16 protein-coding genes and 1 tRNA gene are annotated in these 17,739 nt (G+C 48.6%); 6 read left to right on the top strand and 11 right to left on the bottom strand.

All coding sequences use genetic code 11. The features are described from left to right. Position 1 precedes the first annotated feature (1 nt). The gene (locus tag MVC73_RS09140) at positions 2-1,045 is read left to right on the top strand and encodes a lysylphosphatidylglycerol synthase transmembrane domain-containing protein (protein WP_297510070.1); all 1,044 of its coding nucleotides are present in this window, start codon (positions 2-4) and stop codon (positions 1,043-1,045) included. Positions 1,046-1,066: 21 nt separating this feature from the next. Continuing rightward, entirely contained in the window at positions 1,067-1,903 is an 837-nt protein-coding gene (locus tag MVC73_RS09135) for an NAD(+) kinase (RefSeq protein ID WP_297510242.1), read from the top strand. On the opposite strand, the gene MVC73_RS09130 is transcribed toward MVC73_RS09135, so the two are convergent. The 4 genes from MVC73_RS09130 to MVC73_RS09115 are packed head-to-tail and all read right to left on the bottom strand — an operon-like array spanning position 1,887 to position 6,177. After that, positions 1,887-2,666 carry a DUF835 domain-containing protein gene (locus MVC73_RS09130; protein ID WP_297510068.1) on the bottom strand — a complete coding sequence of 260 codons (780 nt, stop codon included), beginning with the start codon at positions 2,664-2,666 and terminating at the stop codon, positions 1,887-1,889. The two genes, MVC73_RS09135 and MVC73_RS09130, sit on opposite strands and share 17 nt — an antisense overlap. After that, positions 2,657-3,634, bottom strand: a complete 978-nt coding sequence (locus MVC73_RS09125) for a bifunctional N(6)-L-threonylcarbamoyladenine synthase/serine/threonine protein kinase (protein WP_297510065.1) — start codon at positions 3,632-3,634, stop codon at positions 2,657-2,659. The genes MVC73_RS09130 and MVC73_RS09125 overlap by 10 nt, the downstream gene beginning before the upstream one ends. Before the next feature lie 48 nt (positions 3,635-3,682). Further along, positions 3,683-5,014, bottom strand: coding sequence for an acetate--CoA ligase family protein (locus tag MVC73_RS09120; protein ID WP_297510062.1), 1,332 nt, complete (start codon positions 5,012-5,014; stop codon positions 3,683-3,685). Continuing rightward, on the bottom strand, positions 5,011-6,177 hold the full coding sequence (locus tag MVC73_RS09115) for a hypothetical protein (protein ID WP_297510059.1): 1,167 nt from the start codon (positions 6,175-6,177) through the stop codon (positions 5,011-5,013). The genes MVC73_RS09120 and MVC73_RS09115 overlap by 4 nt, the downstream gene beginning before the upstream one ends. A 67-nt stretch (positions 6,178-6,244) precedes the next feature. Here MVC73_RS09115 and coaD point away from each other — a divergent pair, with 67 nt between their 5' ends. The 3 genes from coaD (at position 6,245) to MVC73_RS09100 (ending at position 7,585) form a co-directional block, all read left to right on the top strand. After that, positions 6,245-6,739, top strand: a complete 495-nt coding sequence (gene coaD, locus MVC73_RS09110; protein WP_297510057.1) for a phosphopantetheine adenylyltransferase — start codon at positions 6,245-6,247, stop codon at positions 6,737-6,739. Positions 6,740-6,771: 32 nt separating this feature from the next. After that, positions 6,772-7,452, top strand: coding sequence for a triose-phosphate isomerase (gene tpiA, locus MVC73_RS09105; RefSeq protein WP_297510055.1), 681 nt, complete (start codon positions 6,772-6,774; stop codon positions 7,450-7,452). A 57-nt stretch (positions 7,453-7,509) separates the two neighbouring features. Next, a tRNA-Gln gene (locus tag MVC73_RS09100) sits at positions 7,510-7,585 on the top strand. Positions 7,586-7,966: 381 nt separating this feature from the next. Here MVC73_RS09100 and MVC73_RS09095 read toward each other — a convergent pair. From MVC73_RS09095 to MVC73_RS09075, 5 genes are all read right to left on the bottom strand, one after another. Continuing rightward, positions 7,967-9,067: a winged helix-turn-helix domain-containing protein gene (locus tag MVC73_RS09095; RefSeq protein WP_297510052.1), complete on the bottom strand. Its 1,101-nt coding sequence runs from the start codon at positions 9,065-9,067 to the stop codon at positions 7,967-7,969. 597 nt (positions 9,068-9,664) lie between these two features. Further along, a complete protein-coding gene (locus tag MVC73_RS09090) occupies positions 9,665-9,988 on the bottom strand; it encodes a hypothetical protein (protein ID WP_297510049.1) in 324 nt (107 codons plus the stop codon). Positions 9,989-10,109: 121 nt separating this feature from the next. After that, a complete protein-coding gene (locus MVC73_RS09085) occupies positions 10,110-11,075 on the bottom strand; it encodes a hypothetical protein (RefSeq protein WP_297510046.1) in 966 nt (321 codons plus the stop codon). A 94-nt stretch (positions 11,076-11,169) separates the two neighbouring features. Beyond that, positions 11,170-11,610, bottom strand: a complete 441-nt coding sequence (locus MVC73_RS09080; RefSeq protein ID WP_297510043.1) for a hypothetical protein — start codon at positions 11,608-11,610, stop codon at positions 11,170-11,172. A gap of 223 nt (positions 11,611-11,833) precedes the next feature. Beyond that, positions 11,834-13,111, bottom strand: a complete 1,278-nt coding sequence (locus MVC73_RS09075; protein ID WP_297510040.1) for a site-specific integrase — start codon at positions 13,109-13,111, stop codon at positions 11,834-11,836. Positions 13,112-13,326: 215 nt separating this feature from the next. On the opposite strand from MVC73_RS09075, the gene MVC73_RS09070 reads away from it, so the two are divergent. Next, a complete protein-coding gene (locus MVC73_RS09070; protein WP_297510036.1) occupies positions 13,327-13,758 on the top strand; it encodes an EVE domain-containing protein in 432 nt (143 codons plus the stop codon). Positions 13,759-14,005: 247 nt separating this feature from the next. Here the strand turns inward: MVC73_RS09070 and MVC73_RS09065 are convergent, their stop codons facing one another. Both MVC73_RS09065 and MVC73_RS09060 read right to left on the bottom strand, forming a co-directional pair. Continuing rightward, positions 14,006-14,452, bottom strand: coding sequence for a DUF365 domain-containing protein (locus MVC73_RS09065; RefSeq protein ID WP_297510240.1), 447 nt, complete (start codon positions 14,450-14,452; stop codon positions 14,006-14,008). Positions 14,453-14,523: 71 nt separating this feature from the next. Beyond that, on the bottom strand, positions 14,524-17,739 hold a 3,216-nt coding region (locus MVC73_RS09060), incomplete at its 5' end, for a helicase-related protein (RefSeq protein WP_297510033.1).

The following is a 17,739-nucleotide window of genomic DNA, read 5'->3' as shown; positions in this document are numbered from 1 at the left end:
GATGGACTGGAGAAAGGTTGCCCTTATGGGCTTTGGAGTCATCATAATTGCGTTCCTCCTCTGGTGGGCCGGAATAGAGGAAGTCCTCGCCATACTCAGGCGGTCTGACATCAGGTACCTCCTTCTAGCGGGGGCCATGTACGTCCTCGGTCTCCTTTCGTGGGCGGAGAGGTGGAGGGTTCTCATAAAGAGTCTCGGCATGGAGGCCCCCTTTGGAAAGGTTCTGCTCTCCCTGCTCGCCGGCATCTTCGTGAACAACGTGACCCCCGGGGCGAGGGGAGGTGGTGAGCCTATCAGGATGTACTTCCTGGCGAAGGAGATAGAGAAGCCCTACGGACAGGTTTTCGCGACAGTTATGATGGACAGAATCCTCGATCTAGTTCCAGTAGTCTTCATGCTCGCCCTCTCAACTGCGTACGTCTACTACCTAGGATCAGTTTCACTCACGGTGACCCTCGTTGTGCTCGACGCGGTCTTCGGAGCCCTCGTGGCGATCAGCCTTGGAATCCTTCTGAGCGAGAGAAAAACCCGGAGGGCCCTCCTCTGGTTCTACCGCCTTATGGAAAGGTTTCTCCCGGCAAAGGCCGATAAATACCGGGAAAAGTTCCTGAGGATAGTCAGCGTCGACGTCCCGAGGTTCCAGAGCGACTTCCGCTTCCTGATGGGACACAAGGGTGCCTTCCTGCTGGCCCTCTTCTACTCCACAGCCTCGTGGCTCTTCACAATACTGAGGACTTACTGCACCTTCTTGGCGATAGGCTTTCCAGTTAAGTTCGTGGACGTCATGGTCGTCCAGATGGTCGGCATAGTTGTCGGCATGATAAGCGTAATCCCTGGAGGGGCGGGAATCGTCGAGACAATAAACTCCGGCGTCTACGTTCTCCTCGGCATAGATAAGGAGGTCGCCGTCACGGCCACCGTCCTCGACAGGATTATCTCCTACTGGATACCCACGGGAGTGGGAGCCATCGTGACTACCCACATGGGGGCCAAGATAAGGCGGAGGAAAAGTTTAATTGGGTCGGGAGAGAAGAGAGAGAATTAAGGAGGGGAAGAGGTGGCGTCTCTGAAGTTTGGCATAGTGGCAAGAAGGGACAGGTGGGAGGCATTGAAGCTAGCCTACAGGGTCTACGACTTCCTGAAGGTCAGCGGTTACGATGTCGTCGTCGACGAGGAAACCCACAGGCATCTCCCAGAGTTTCATGAGGAGGACGTCCTCCCGCTGGAGGACTTCGACGTGGACTTCATAATAGTTATAGGCGGTGACGGGACGATACTGAGGGTGGAGCACAGAACCAAAAGGGAGATACCCCTCCTCGGAATCAACATGGGCACGCTTGGATTCCTCACGGAGGTTGAACCCCACGAGACGTTCTTCGCCCTCAGCAAGCTCATTGAGGGCGATTATTACATAGACGAGCGCATAAAGCTGAGAACCTACGTAAACGGGGAAAACAGCGTCCCGGATTCCCTCAACGAGGTCGCCATACTGACGGGAATACCGGGGAAGATAATACACCTCAAGTACTACGTCGACGGTGGGATGGCCGACGAGATAAGGGCCGACGGGCTGATAATATCGACTCCAACGGGCTCTACGGGCTACGCCATGAGCGCCGGTGGGCCCTTCGTTGACCCGAGGCTTGACGTTGTAGTTATAGCCCCCCTTGCACCGATAGCCCTCAGCTCAAGGCCGATGATAGTTCCATCAAAGAGCGTCGTAACCGTCAGGAACGTATCCCTAAGGAGGGAACTCGTGCTCGCGATAGACGGGCAGTTCTACACCTACCTCCCGCCGGACACGGAGATAGAGATAAGGCTCTCCCCGAGGAAGGCAAAGTTCGTCCGCTTCACAAGGGAGATATACCCGAAGTACACCCTAAAAATCAAGAAGAAGTTTTGATGAGCTCTTTGAGGTTCTCAATCTCATAGAACTCCCTTTTCAGGAGCCTCTCCTGCTGGGCCTCAAGGGTGTCCTTCTCAAGAACCAGCAGGACGATGGCCTTGAAGTTCGAGGCGTGATCCTTTAAAGCTGTGAGGAACCTGAAGATGGATGTAAAGTCGTTGTAGAGAACCAACGTCTCAACGCAGTCTATGGCAACCAGCTTCCCGCCCTTCCTGAAGAAGTTGACGGCTATGTCGAGGAGGACGTGAATCCTCGTCGGGGCAACGCCTTCATCGCTTGCGTTGGTCACCCAGACTGTCTGGACGTTCTCAAGGCCCTCGTAGAGCCATGGGTCCCTTGTGAACACGAGGGCGGGAACCTTCGACTGCCTAAGGAAACTCGCCAGCTCGGTTTTCTTTCCGAAGTAGAGGAAACCTCCCGAGGATACAGAGCCCCCGAAGGTTCCAGCGGGCCGGGGCATAATCTTCATCTCAACGGCGTGAATGTAGCTTATAACACCGTAGATGACCCCGATGATTGAAACGAAGTAAAGAATCTGCTCCGCCGGTGTAAAGTATGCGCTGGCGTAGAAGTCGTCTATGACATCTATAATTCGGCCAAGGGTTGCAAAGAGCATTGAAACGGCTATTACCGTGACAAAGCGGTTGAACGGCTCTGAGTAGCGGTGAACCCTTTTGAGGGCGTATATGGTGGCGTAACCTATGAAGATGAGAAGGATAATGTCAATGAGGAGTATAAAAGGTGAAACCCTCAGGCCCATACCACCTCAACCTCGTCGGTTCTAAACTTCTGCTTGACGACGGTTTCCTCAAGCCGGAAGGAAATCCCAGCTTTAAACATCCTCAGGCCGGTGTAGGCTATCATCGCCCCGTTGTCCCTGCAGAGGTCGTAGGGAGGGACGAAGAAGTCTATTCCTCTGTCCTCGGCCATCATTCTGAGCATCTCGCGAAGCCTGTTGTTCGCCGCGACGCCTCCGACGAGGACCACCTCTTCCTTGCCCGTGTGTGCCACCGCCCTCTCCGTGACCTCTACTAAAGCTGAAAAGGCCGTCTCCTGGAAGGAATAGGCCAAATCCTCGACGCGGTACTTCCCGGTTCTGTACTTCCTGACCGCCTCGGTGAGGAGGCCGGAAAAACTCAAATCCATGCCCTTTACAGCGTAGGGGAGCTCTATGTACCTCTCCCCCTTTCTGGCGAGCCTCTCTATCTTCGGCCCGCCAGGAAAGCCAAGGCCGATTTCCCTTGCAAAGGTGTCTATGGCGTTCCCTATGCCTATGTCGAGGGTCTCGCCGAAGACCCTGTAACGGCCACCCTCCAGAGCCAGAACCTGCGTGTTTCCACCGCTAACGTAGAGGCCGACGGGATCCTTAACCCCAAACATCTTGGTTATCTCCACGTGGGCGATGCAGTGGTTAACCCCAACTATCGGCTTGCTGTACCTTATCGCCAGCGCCCTCGCGGCGGTTGCAACAACCCTCAATGCCGGCCCGAGGCCCGGGCCCTGGGAGAAGGCTATGACGTCAACGTCCTCCATCCCTATTCCGGCCGTTTCAAGGGCCTTCCTGAGGAGGGGCTTGAGAAGTTTCGCGTGGTGCTCCGCTGCCTCCTTCGGGTGTATTCCACCTTTTTCAGTTGTGAGAGTGTCGAATACGTTGGCGAGCACTCTATCTTCGGTAACGATACCTATGCCAAGGGTGTGGGCGGTTCCTTCAATGCCAAGGGCTATCATGCTATCGAAGCATTCCAGAGTGTAAGGGTATAAAAGGGTTACGTGAGGTTAAGGGGAAGACCTATCGGACAGCCACTTCAGGGCCCTCGCGGCCCTTTCTGGCGTTGGGAAGTTTTTCACCCCGTTTCTTTCAAGGAGCTCAACCCCATCTTTAACGAGCTCACCGGCCATGAAGTTCGCTATAATCGGCTTATCGCAGTCCGCCTCAACAACGGCCCTCGCTATCTCCCCGCTCGGGATGAATATCGGTGGCACGCAGATGACGAGGAGGGAATCAACGTTCTCATCCCGGCAGACAGTCTCGATGGTTCGCTTGTAGCGCTCGTAGTCGGCATCGGCTATGAGGTCAATGGGGTTCCTTACGGAGCACTGCTCTGGAAGGAAGGAGCGGAGTTCCCCAACGGTTTTCTCGCTCAGCTTCGCTATTTCAAGGCCGAGCCTTTCGAGCTTGTCCGTCGCGAGAACACCGGGGCCCCCTGAGTTGGTGATTACCGCCACGCGCTTTCCGGCCATTGGATACATCTCAAAGGCCTTTGCCGCATCGAAGAGTTCCTCCATCTCCTCGACCTCTATAGCTCCAGCCTGCCTGAAGACCGCCCTGTAAATCTCGTAGGAACCGGCCAGAGAGCCCGTATGGGAAGCTGCTGCCCTTGCACCGCTCGCGCTCTTCCCTGCCTTAAGAATTATGACCGGCTTTTTGCCCGTTGCACAGCGGAGGGCCTTAAAGAAGCGCCTCCCGTCTTTAACCCCCTCGATGTAGAGGGCAATAGCCTTCGTGTTCTCGTCGCCCGCGAAGTACTCCAAAAAGTCGCTCTCGTTTAAATCCGATGCGTTTCCATAGGAAACGAAGGCCGAGAAGCCTATCCCCTCATCGTTGCCCATAGCCAATGCCGCTCCGCCAAAGGCCCCGCTCTGGCTGATTAAAGCCAGACCCCCGGGTTTAACGCGAACCTCAAAGGAACCGAAGAACTTCCCGTGAACGCCGAAGATTCCGGCGCAGTTTGGCCCGATAAGCCTTACCCCGTGCTTTCTGGCCTTTTCTACGAGCTCCCTCTCAAGCTCATCGTTCCCTACCTCGGAGAAGCCCGCTGAGATGACGACGGCGCCTTTGATGAGTGGCCCTATCTCGTCTACGAGCGAGGGGACTATCTTAGCTGGAACCGCTATTATGGCAACATCAACCGGCTCGTCGAGCTTGGGTTTTATGGTGAGGGTTTTTCCGCCGACTTCTACGGTTCCACCCTTCGGATTTACCGGGATTATTTTCCCCTCAAAGCCACCCTCAACGATGTTCCTCAGGATTTCCCTGGCTATTGCCCCTTTCCTGAACGACCCAAAGAGGGCGACGCTCGATGGGTAAAAGAAGAAGTCGAGGCTCATTCCCCACCACCGTTATCCTCCTCTACCTCGATAGTGTCCACCATATTGGAGACGTCTCCAACTTTCTCCCCTTTCGATTTCCTCCGCCAGAACCAGAGGGCGATTCCAGCCCCAACGGCCACAGCCAGGAGAACGACGTATGGAAGGTAGTCCCTCTTCTTTTCGGTGTAGGTTATGATGAGCGTTCCGTCGGGTGCGAGGGTGTACTTGCCGTTCCTGACGACGATTCTGTCGAACCTCCCGGGGAGCTTTACGGAGACGAGCCATATCTTCTCCTTCCGGGTTTCTCTGTAGGCAACCTCCGGCTTGGCGACCCCGATTACCTTAACGCCGTTCTTCGTGCTCTGGGCGGATATGCTCATTATGTCCATGCTCTTCCTGAATGTCAGGAGGAGAATGTCCGTCACTGACTCCGGGACGGTCATTCCGGTGAAGGTTGCGTTGAACTGAATATAGCCCTCGTTGGGGTCAAAGGAGACCTCAATCGTCTTCCTCGTTGAGTTTATGAAGGTCTGGAAGAGGTATACCGGGTTATAGAGCTCTATGTAGGGGAGGTAGTCGCCGTTTTCCCAGACGGCAACGTTGCCACTCAGGTCGTTCGGTTTGGGGGCCAGCTCCCCTATCCTGTAGCCCTTCGGGAAGACTATCGTGAGCCTCTCCCAAGAAAAGGAGTAAATCTTGCCCTTGAAAACAAAGTCGAGGGGGCCGTAGTAGGGGCACTTGAGGTAAGGCCCGTCTGGAACTAGGAAGGGAACGATGGAGAACCTAACGACCGCGGACCAGTTGCTGGTTACGCGAACCGGCCCTCCGGGGGGTACGTAGATTATAGCGCTCAGGTTGCTCCCCTCAAGCCTATCGTTCAGATCCTTCTTGAGGTTGCTGTAAACGAGAAGATAAACGAAGTTTGCGAACTGTATCGTCGCGTTCGTCTCGTTTTCCTTTGCAAGATGCCCGAAGTAGGCTCTGTAGTTAGGGTCCTTGAGCTTGACGTATATGTCAAACGTTCCAATCCATGCAAGGGAGCCGTTTATCTGGCTCTGCGAAACCCGGAGCATTATCTTGATGTCAAAGAGCTGCTGGGGGCCAGAAGCAGCGGAAACCGAAGGAGTGGTAACGCTGAAGGCGAGCATCAGGATGATGAGAACGACCAACGCCCTTTTCATGCTCCCACCCCTCCCCAGTTATCGGGGGAATAAAAAAGCTTATTGGTGCTCCCGAGAAGGATGCTCCATGAAGAAATACCGCAAGGTCGTCGTCGGTGGCACCTTCGACAGGCTTCACCTCGGCCACAAGGCTCTGCTGAGGAAAGCCTTTGAAGTTGGCAAATACGTCTACATTGGCCTGACTTCCGACGAGATGATAAGGGAGAAGCCCTACGCCGAGAAAATACTTCCCTACGGGGAGAGGCTTAGAGACCTGCTCAAGTTCTTCGACGTGAACGGCTACACCAACTACCGCGTCATCAAGATACACACGGCCATAGGCTTCGCGGACAGGATGAAGAGTCTGGAAGCGATAGTAGTCAGCGAGGAGACCTACAAGGGCGCGCTGGTTGTAAACCGCGCCAGGGAAGAGAGGGGCCTAAAGCCACTTGAGATAGTCAAGATACCAATAATAAGGAGCCAGATAGGGCCGAAGATAAGTTCCTCCCTCATAAGGGCCGGGCTTATAGACCCCTTCGGCAGACCTCTCCAGTGGAAACAGAACTCCCCGAAAGACGTTTAAGGTAAAGGAACGTAACACCTTCGGTGATATCGATGGGGAAGCTTAAGGAGCCGATAATCGCGATAAACTTCAAGACATACATAGAGGCCACAGGAAAGAGGGCACTGGCGATAGCGAAAGCCGCTGAAAAGGTCTGGAAGGAGACGGGAATAACGATGGTCGTTGCACCCCAGCTGGCCGACCTGAGGATGATAGCGGAGAGCGTCGAGATACCGGTCTTTGCCCAGCACATCGACCCGATAAAGCCGGGCAGTCACACGGGACACGTTTTAGCTGAGGCCGTGAAGGAGGCTGGCGCTGTTGGGACACTCCTCAACCACTCCGAGAACAGGATGATTTTAGCGGACCTTGAGGCGAGCATTAGGAGGGCTGAAGAAGTTGGACTAATGACGATGGTCTGCTCCAACAACCCGGCTGTTTCGGCGGCTGTTGCCGCCCTTGGCCCGGATTACGTGGCCGTTGAGCCCCCCGAACTCATAGGAACGGGAATCCCGGTCAGCAAGGCCAAGCCGGAGGTAATAACGAACACCGTCGAGCTCGTCAGGAAGGTGAACCCCGAAGTAAAGGTTCTCACAGGGGCTGGAATATCAACGGGAGAGGACGTAAAGAAGGCCCTTGAGCTTGGAACGGTCGGGGTTCTCCTCGCGAGCGGTGTAACTAAGGCCAAAGACCCGGAGAAGGCTATCCGGAATCTGGTGTCGCTTATCGTTTGACCCCTATTTTTTTATGGCTTAAGGTTTATAAGCCCGGAGGGACTTTTCCTATCGGGCAGCCCCGTGGTGTAGCGGCCAAGCATGCGGGACTTTGGATCCCGCGACCCGGGTTCGAATCCCGGCGGGGCTACCATACAACCCCGCAATCTCTCTAAACACAGCTCCCATTGCCCTGCTGAATAATTCCATGAAGAATTCCATGTTTTCCGGCAAATAAGGTTCTCCTGACCCTTCTTCATAGTGGGTCGCGGGATCCCACACAGGTCCTGTGACCCTATTGGTTGGTTCGAATTCCCAACTTTTTCTCTTCGTCACCATGGCCGCCACCACGGCGTGCTTTAACGTCCTACGGCCGATTATGGCCATGTGGATGTTGGCCTCCACCTTAAATAAACATAGTGCCTAGCTAAAAATATTGAGTGGAGTGGTTCGAATTTCTGCTGGGTCACGAGACCACATAGACAGTGACCCTAGTGGTTAGTATTCAGCCGCTAACGAAGGTACATCAGTAGAGTCATCTTTCTCGTACCAGGGTGAACGTTCTGAACATATCCAATATGAAATCAACAGTCTGCTCAACGGCCTTTTCGGTATCATTGAGCCAAGCCAGGTTGAACCTCAAAACCTCCAGCATGTTGTTCCAAAGCTGAAGATCACTCCTAAAATCCTGGTAGAGACTGTTAATCTCCCAAAGCTCCTTCCAATTGGCCAGATAGAAGTCATTCTGTTTCTTTGCATCGTACTTGGCATTTATCCTGTAAAACTCAGCACTGGTATCATCGGTAAAATTCACCATTTCATCGTATTTTATCATATCCGCAACCTGAGAGTGAGAATCATTGTCGATTGTGAAAAACTCATACTCTTTTAGTTCACTTTCTAATTTGCTCATAACTTTTGGAGAGGGCATTACTGGCTTTGGGACGTTTAGAAACTCAAAGAAAACCTGATTGAACAGCCTTTCTGAGGGGGTAGTAGGTTGGATGACCCTAACTGGAACAAACCTAAAGATGAATTCCGAAGGACCAATCCGAGCCAAAGGAACAACGCGGTATTTGTCAAACTTCGCGGGACTCTCATACCCCCAGTGGTGGCGGTATTGCTGTTCGATAACTTTTGTTGAATCTTTGATTGTTGAAACAACCTCGTACATGTTTTTTAAGTGTAAGTCTTCAATTATCAGAGGGGTCTCTAGTTTACCGAATACTGACTTAATAAGGGACGTTTTTCCAATGCCCTGACTTCCAAAAACCAAGACTCGAAAGGCAGTGTACTTCGAGTAAAGAAGTGCAATAGCAGCAACCTCATGGTGATTGGGGCTAAGCCTCCAGCCTGCATTTTTGAGTTCTTTAAAGATAAACAGCTTCAGGTCATAGTAGTTTGCTATCTCATTGAAGTCAACCTGGATTAGATTCCTATTGACGAAGCGATATGTGTACGGGTTTTCACTGATTAACTCAATGACTCCGTCTTCCACTAGTTGGGATAACATCTTTGTCAAGGTTTTGCCCGTGATTCCAGTAGCTCTCATTATTTCATTTCTGGTGGCTATCCTAACGTCAGAGAGATAATTAAGTATTTTAGAGCGGTAATTTTGTCTTTTGTCCATATTCATCCCCCAACAGGAACTCTAACATGGTGAACATTAAATTCTGCTATCAGCAAAATTTGAATTCCAAAACCATAGAGCGCTAAATAATGCTAAAAAAGCCGTGTAGAATGAGATTTGTTAATTTGGAAGCGCTGGGCATGTTTGAAAAGCTTTGGGAGGGTTTGGAAACCAGTTCCACGGATACTAAACATTGAACAAACACACAGGAGAAAGGACAGTTTTAAGTCGCAGATAAATCGCAGAGCAGACTTAATCAACGACGTATTTGTGTATGTTCTTATTGCCTCTAATCCTTCTATTATGTTGTGTTTTTGATCTTTATTAATTTCTATTCTTTTCTCTATCTATTATGGTGACCAAAGTGCCCAAAAGTTCCTATCCTTAGCTAAGCAGAATGTAACTGCCCAAAGATTGCCCAGAGACACAAAATTCCCCCGATTTGAATTCTCTCCTGTTTCCTCTCCATAAACGGAGAATTACTGCCGTGCTGGAGCCCTAAAATTGGAATGTTCTCAGCATTCTTTTCTGGATAAAACAGCTTAAAACTTCCCCATACTAAAATTTAAGGAAATGGGCACGACTAAAAATAAAAAGAAGGATTCAGTTATTCAAGAAACAATCAAATGTGGCATACGTCACAACCGCAATCAGTATCGAAGTTCCGTTGTAATAGACTTCAATTTTATTATGTTCTGCTAAGACGGCATTTATCATGCTAGCCTCACTGATCATGCCCCTTTTAACTAGCTCATTTTTGATAAAAGATACTACTGCGCCTATTGTATGACGGTCAACGGCTTTCATAAGCCTCCTCCGTTTAACGAGTCTTGCTAGTTCATTCTTGGTGTGAGTCTCGATTCGGAGGGTCCCTTTCGGGTTGTGGTACCAAACACATTTGAAGTATTTAACACAGTCCTCAGACATGGGACCACCCCCATTGTAAGTATGGGCATCGAAAATTAAATTCAGCTGAAGAATCCGTTATGTCGAATTATTTATTCTGATTTCATTTAACTTGAAGAAAATTCTGAGAAAACAACATCCTCTATGTGCACGACCTTCCTAGAAGCTTTAGGGCCTTTTCAAATTTCCTCTTTAGATTTCTTCCAAGCCTCCATTTGTTTCGTTTAAGGTAATCAGCAATCTGTTGGCATGATAATGCCTCAACGAGTATGAACTCGTTGATTTCAGTCCTCACGTACTCCCAAAGTTTGGTGTATCCAACTCTACCTGTTAGGCCCGGAAAGGCTTCATTGAGTTTCTCCAGTCTCTCCTCCCGGTTCCTAGAAGTGAACCAAATCCTAGCAAGGATTACTTTAAATTCACGCTCAATCTCAAGGCGTTTCAAATAGGAAACTGAATCTTGATTAGTTACCTCGAGATAGGCCCTGAAAACATCTATTCGTCTTGCCCGTTTTTTCTTTGAAACTTTTACTTCCACGGGCTTTTTATGAAGGGAATTCTCTGGTTTAAGTACTTCTTTTATGGCCTTCCGAACAGCCGGGATTAGTTTCCGCTTCCTTTTTTGATAGACCTCCAGAATCTCCTCTCTCGAAAGAATACCCAGCTCAAGGACTCTTTGGATATCATTCGGTTTTGTTTTCTTCAGGAGTGCCCGGAAGGCATGCCTTGTCCGCGGAACTGGGCTTTTGCACCATCTTGGCATTTCTCTAATGGAATAGTCGCTGCGAACAAGTCTTAGAATATCCTCTACAGTCTCAACATTAAGACGCTTTTTTCGCTTACAAAAATAAAGGTAGAACTCACGGAGGTCTCTCAGGAGATTCTCCACCACGTCTTCCCATGTTAGCCTCAGATCGAGGTAGTATTTAAGAACTAGGAGTATCAGCTCTCTTTCTGCATTTTCAATATCATCTGAAGTTAGTTCTCTCAGTTTCTTACCTGTACAGTACATCGCGTAATATTCCGATAATGAGGGCTTTTTGGTCCTTATTTTATTTAAACGTCTTTTCATATGATATTTCGAAATTAGCTGCAGGATACGAACCACGATAGACCCCCAGCAAATGTTTGAGTAGAAATAGAAATTAACTTCAGCTATGATTGGGGTATGATGCGGGCTATAAGCTTGAAAAAAGAAAAAATCACGACTCAAAGCCATCTTTGTCATCTTTTTGCTGTTCTTGATTCTCATTCCTAGCAACGACATTAATCTCAATACTTTGAGGATCAATAAGGCGAATAAGTTGTTGTTTTAATGCTTCTACCCCGTCTTCAAAGTCATTTCTAGGTTCAGTGCCATGAACTACCCCATTCAGATATTCTAGCACATGGGACTCCAATACTTCCTCTGCAGCCCTTTCAATTAACTCCCTGAGCTCAACTGTGACATAAGAGCTTCCAAGGAGTATCCCCTTGATTTCCATGTACGCTTCAGCCTTCCCCAGATAATAAGCCAACTCAATCTCATTCTGACACTTTTCTCTTACATTCCGTGCAGTAATACTATCCATAGCATACTTATTTACTTTCTTTTTGGCAGCCTTTATTCTAAGCTCTAAAACCGCTAAAATATCCCCACTCATAAGTTAACCACCGCTAAGATTCTTTTCATTTCCAAAATTCAATGTAATGGATTAACGAGATTTCAACGAGAATTTCAGGTAAAAACTCAGAGTTTAATATTTGAATGCTGAATCCCAAACTGTGAAACAGTATTTGTAACTTGACTCGTTTTGAGCTTGAGTGAGTATTTGTGAGATTTTCTTCTCTTTCCTTTTAGCCCAAACAATGGAATAAAAAAAGAAGTTAGTTCAAAAGACCTGTGTAAACCATCATTTGAGTTCTCATTGTTGCTTCTTGGTGTTGCATGGGAATGTTTGCATCCATGCTCATCACACTACTATGCTTAGGGGCTATCACAGGTTTTAACACGGCTTTTTCTTCTACTAAGCCTACCATAATTATCTGTTCTTCTGTAAGCACGCTCAAATTGTAATAAAGCTCTTTGTAGTATTTCCAGAGCTCTATCTTGGTTATTTTGGCATAATTTATCCTGTGCACATCATTCGAAGGTCTGTGCCCAGTTAATTTCCTAACAGCTGCGAATACTTTCTCGTTGTTCAGTCCCTTTTTCTCGGCCTGTCTTTCCCACTCCTGCGCGAACAACTTTCTAAAGTATTTTAGTTCAAACCTATGTATTCCATCGCTAACAATAAAATTCAAATTTGCCCCCAAGTACTCTAAGTCCTTACTCTTTTTGATTATCTTGTGCAAAAAAGTGTCTTTCAAGCTTCTTTTCCCAGGTTTCATAAATAAGTATCCCTCCTGTCGTCTAATTTCATTATCGTTAAGTCTCAAGTAGTATTTGAGCACGTATTCTGCTTCTCTTGTCATGAACACAACCTTATGACCTTCTATTCCGAGTAATTTACCCTCCTTTGTCTGGCTAGCCCGGATCCTAATAGTGTGCGTCTTAAAGTCAATGTCCTCTACTTTAATTTGCACTACTTCGCTAACTCTCCTGCCAGTACTAAACAGGAGTATTGCAAACGCTAATGCCTTCACATATTGCTTCTTCTTCAATCTCCTCATTTTAAACAGCATTTCTAGCCTTTTGAAGAACTCTCTAGCATCTTCAAGCGTGAGGCTTGGAGTATTCTCCTCCTGCTCAATTTTTCGAGCAATGTTCGCCTGCCTCAAAGGGCCTTTCAATACGTCCACAAATACTTCCGATACTCCCAATCTTCTCAGCACAATAACAACTGCCTGCAATCTTTTAGTCAGAGATGAGTTTGAGTACTTCTCTTTGCTGAGAGCTTTTACGTATTCTACCAAAACTTCCCGCGATATCACGTACTTCTCTCTTTCAGAGGGAGCTTTTATTCTACTTCCTGATTCGAGCCTTCCAGTTTTTACGAACTTTAGGAACTGCCAAACATATCTCTCAAACTCCTTCATGTATGCTTCCGAGACGTCGTGTGTTGAAGCGTAGTCGGCGAGTAGCTGTTCGACATCTTCACTAGTGAATACATACTTGAGCTCCTCCAGTTGATATTTTAGTTGGATTACACCCACCCTACGCATACATAGCTCCCACCGTCCTTTGATTCGTCATTTAGCCTTTTAAACGCACCTATTAACAAAATAATGTCAAAAAATCGTTTAGATTTTTGACCGGTATGTTTAAATAGTTTTAATTTCGAACTTACTCTTCTGAGTAGTGTTAAAGAAGTTGAAATAGTACCCAGGAAGAAAATCTTTATTGAGGCATTCAACATAGATTATTGTGGTGACTCACAATGAAATACTGGCTCTGCATTACTAATCGCGACAACTGGGAGGTTGTTAGAAAGAAGAACGTCTGGGGCGTTGCCAAAAGGCACAAAAACACCATCGCCAAGGTCAAGCCCGGTGATAAACTCGTCTTCTACGTCAAGCAGGAGAGGAAGAACAAAGAGATTCTCGAACCCAAGATCGTCGGCATCTTTGAGGTCGTTAGCGAGCCCTACACGGACTCAAGCAGAATCTTCAAGAGCCCGCCCCACCTCAACGAGACTTACCCAATCAGGGTAAAGATTAAGCCGATAAAGCTTGGCGAGCTCGACTTCAAGCCCCTCATTCCGAAGCTCAACTTCATCACCAACAAGAAGCGCTGGAGCGGCCACTTAATGGGCAAAGCGATGAGAGAAATATCAGAAGAGGACTACAAGCTGATTGAAGCTCTGCTTTAAGCCGACAAGGAAAGTTTAGAAAACATTGAAAGGACACCAAACCGTCTGCTTCAACACCGACTCATTCCCCTTCCGGGGCCGCAGTAGGGGACAGGCGGGAGAACCTCACCTATTCCCAAATAATGAAGAGTCGTTCAATATTAATAAACGGTTTGCCTAACCATTTAAACTTTGCATACCCTAAATCTGTTCCATCATGAGATGGAACAGCACAATAAAACAAAAGCAAACTAGTGAAGACATCTCCCTAAACCCCAGCCTTCCGCAAAATTTCCCTGTACTCCTTTTCTTTGATGTATCTTCCCGAGACTGCTATGAACCTTGGCGGCTTAACAGGCTTCGGGTACTTTCTGATGTTTTTCAACCTGAGCACCATCCACGGCCTTGGCCTCCTCCCACGGGAGTGCCACTTTTGGCGTTCCCGCTCGTACTCCTTTAGCTCTTTTGGGGTAAGGAAAAGCTCTTTTTCGTACTTCTTAATAATTTCCTCGACACTATTGAGGAACTCAACGCTTTCAACTTCCGCCTCCCCGAGCCAGGCCTGACACTCTCTGGACGCGTAGAAAACGAGCCTCATTCCGGGCTGAACCCTCAGCGTGGAAGGCTTGACGAAGACCCTCTTTCCCTCCTCGAGTATCCTATCCAGAAACCACTTTGGGACTGGGAAAGTAACACCAACAACTTTTTCCTCCATCTTGCTCACCAACCTCATAGTTGTGACTAAAAGGTTAAATAATGTTTCTGGAGAAATGAAAAATTAGAACCTTAACTCTCCTCACCATTGGGAACGAAGAGAAGCCCCGCGACTATGTGCGGTTTAACCCCCTCCATCCTGCGCTTTTTAATTTCCTCTTTGACTGCCTTACGGCGTGCCGCTATGCCAAACCGCTCAACGAGCTCTTGGCAGAGGTTTACCACAGTATCCCTGGAAGTTCTTTTTGTTACTTTGGCCTTAAGCAACGCGTTCTTGAAGGGTTCATGGTTCAGATAGCCCCAGTACACCAAATCGCGGAGCTGACTGAGATACTCCTTTTCCCCAGGGTTCTTGGTTCTTGCGATTTTCTCGTCGATTTTTCCGAGTATGAGTTTTATCTGAGAGGGTATCTTTGAAGGTTTCCTGTGGGTGTACTCAAGCTCGCTCTCGGCAATCTTTAGCAATTTCTTGAAGTCGGATAATGCCTTCTCGGCGACAACGCGGTAGGTTTTCATGGCTTCACTGCTGTTGTACGGGGGCGTGTTCTCCTCTAAGCCAGTATCTTTTAACAGTTGTTCGATCGGAACGTTTTGGGGTTTCCACCCACCGTCCACAAGGCGGTAGACAAAATATTGGGACATCACTCCATTACTGCAGACAAAGAACGCCATTGGGTCACCTCTTTTGGGAACCTTTGCAATGCTTCTCATTGAGTACCTTTTGATGATTTCATTGAACCTTTCCTCATTTGCCTCCCTGTAATCCCTCAGGAGCTTCTCCGCAAACGTTGTAACAGATAATAATGAACCGCTGAATTCATCCTCTATTTTTTCTATCTCTTCAGTTCCGTAGATTGCCCTTATTGCCGAAGGATTCCACTCCTCTTCCTCCTGGAGGATTTTTCCATCTGTTCCAAGGGCTCTACTGAACTCTTGAATTCTTCTCTCGACCTTTTGGAGGAGCCCAAGGTTCTCCTCAAGCTTCCTCTCGGGGAAAAAGTTGTAGACCAGAATCTCATCGTGCTCCGTCCCAATTCTATCGACCCTACCTATCCGCTGGATGAGCTTAATTGGGGTCCAGTGAAGGTCGTAGTTTACGACCACGTTGGCATCCTGGAGGTTGAGACCCTCGCTGAGAACATCGGTCGCTATTAAGATGTGGAGTTCCTGAGACTCCTCAATTTCTTCCCCGTATCCGTTAGATCTCGGAGCAAAGCGCCTTATTTTGTTGGCTATTCCCTTGGTGTTAGAGCTCACGTATTCCATCTTTTGAGCGATATCCTCGGGGAGTATCCTCTTGAGGCCCCAGTGAACCCACTGAACTGTCTCCTCGAACTCGCTGAAAACAAGGACTTTCTTGCCCCCCCGTCTCAGTTTCACAATTTCCTCCGCCAGTTTCCTGAGCTTCGGATCTTTCTCCGGATTCTCATCCAGTTCCTTTTTGAGGGGCCTGAGTGCCTTTTCCATTGACTCCAAGATTTCCACGTCGTGTTCTAAATCCTCGAGAAGTTTCTTAATCCTGAAGGCACCCGCCTTGTAAGTGACTTTGTTCTCCTTCTTGTATTTCTCGATAAGGGTCTTCACTTCATCGTCCTCGAGAACTCTCTCTTCATTACCCCCAACCTTTCCAAGCAGGACATCGTCGAACTCGTCTCCCGCTGGAATGAAGTTATTCTGAACGAATTTAATGAAGTTCTTGGTCTTTATTAGGTCCCTACTCAAGGTCTGATACATCGCATACCAAGAGCTCTCCAAGCGTTTCAGATAGAGAATCCTCATGATACCCCTGAGTCCTTTACCAGCGGAGGATAAGCTCCTGTACGGCTCAGCGTCCTGAAACTGGGGCAGAACGTAGTTGTAAAGGTCAAATCTGGCGTAGTTCATGGAAGAAATGCCGTTCAAAAGCAACTCGTAGATGTCTTCGGGATAAACTTCTGAGATTGTGTACGTGAGCACCGACAGCTTTCTCTTGGGGAAGCAGAGCTTTTTGTTTTTCTTTACCTTAATACAGTTGCCCTCTCCCCCATAGAGTTTGAGAATGTCGTATCTGGTTCTTCGTATCAGCACCTCCCTGAATACGTATGACGGGTCTATTTCACCCCGTTCCATGGCCTTAGTTAGCTCATCCCACGTCTGCGGCGTTATCGGGAAGGGGTGCCGTCTCTCCGGGAGGAAAAGGCGAATCTGGCTTATTATGTCCTTGTACCTCTTTCTGTACGGTGTCGCCGTCAGAAGGATAAGCCTTTTGCCAGCGACGAGCTCCTGGAGGTTTTTGTAGGATTTTGTGCTTGGATTTGAGTAATGATGGGCCTCATCCACTAAGACCGTCCCAACGCGCTTGATGTAATCCTCCATTTCCTTGTACTTGTCGGGCGATAACTCCCTGCGGGGCAACAGGCCGGATGAAAACACTCTCCCAGGAATGTTGTATTCCCACAATAATCCTTCCCAGTAGCGGACTAGGCCTGGAGGAGCTATTACCGCGACTTCCCGTGGGCGTCCATGGAGAAGGTCCAAAAGTGAGAAGTGCTCCAAGAGGGCTAAGCCTATGTAGCTCTTACCCAGACCAACGACATCGCTTATTAGAACTCCTCCGTACTTGTTAACGATGGATATTGCCCTCATAACGGCATCCTTCTGGAAGTCATAGAGCACATTTTCCAGCTTTCTCAAGAGAAATCCAGTGTCCTTTTCTAGTACCTCCTTGTAAAGCTCGTACAGACCCCTAATCAGGACTTCCCACGGCGAGGGCAGGTTGCCAGGAACCTGGCCCGCCCAGCTATTTTCTATGATCTTGAGGAGCTTTGGGTTGAACGGAAGGGCCTCCTCCCAAATCTCATTGTACCACTCTTTTAGGCTCTCGAAGTGCGTTGACTGCACGATGGCGTTTAATTCAGTGTTGCCTGAGAACCCCGCCAGCGTGAAGTTGCTTGACCCCACAAGCCCCATTCTGGTTACGGACGGCCTTGAGGGATAGAAAAGATACGCTTTGGCGTGCATGAACTCTTTGACGTAGATTTTAATCTCAAGTTTCTCGTTCTGAATCCAGCTCACAAGTCTCCTTAGGAACTGCTCATTCTCCTCGGTCTGCTCCATGAAGTTGGCGTTCTTTTCGATGTCCTTGCTCTGTTGGTCAAAGTTCGTTTCTATGCTTTTCTCACGGCGTTTTATCCTTTGGAGGGTCTCAAGGGAGTGATAAACCATGCTAAGCTGCTCGAAGGTTTCCCTGTTCGTTTGGTTACCTATTACAATTCTCATCTTGCCCCCCTTCGAGAAGAACTCCTCAAG

Origin of the sequence: Thermococcus sp., assembly GCF_027052235.1 — an archaeon.
In the GTDB taxonomy this organism is placed as follows: Archaea; Methanobacteriota_B; Thermococci; order Thermococcales; family Thermococcaceae; genus Thermococcus.
The sequence above is the reverse complement of the archived record's forward strand: the minus strand, read 5'-3'. Positions and strand labels throughout refer to the sequence as shown.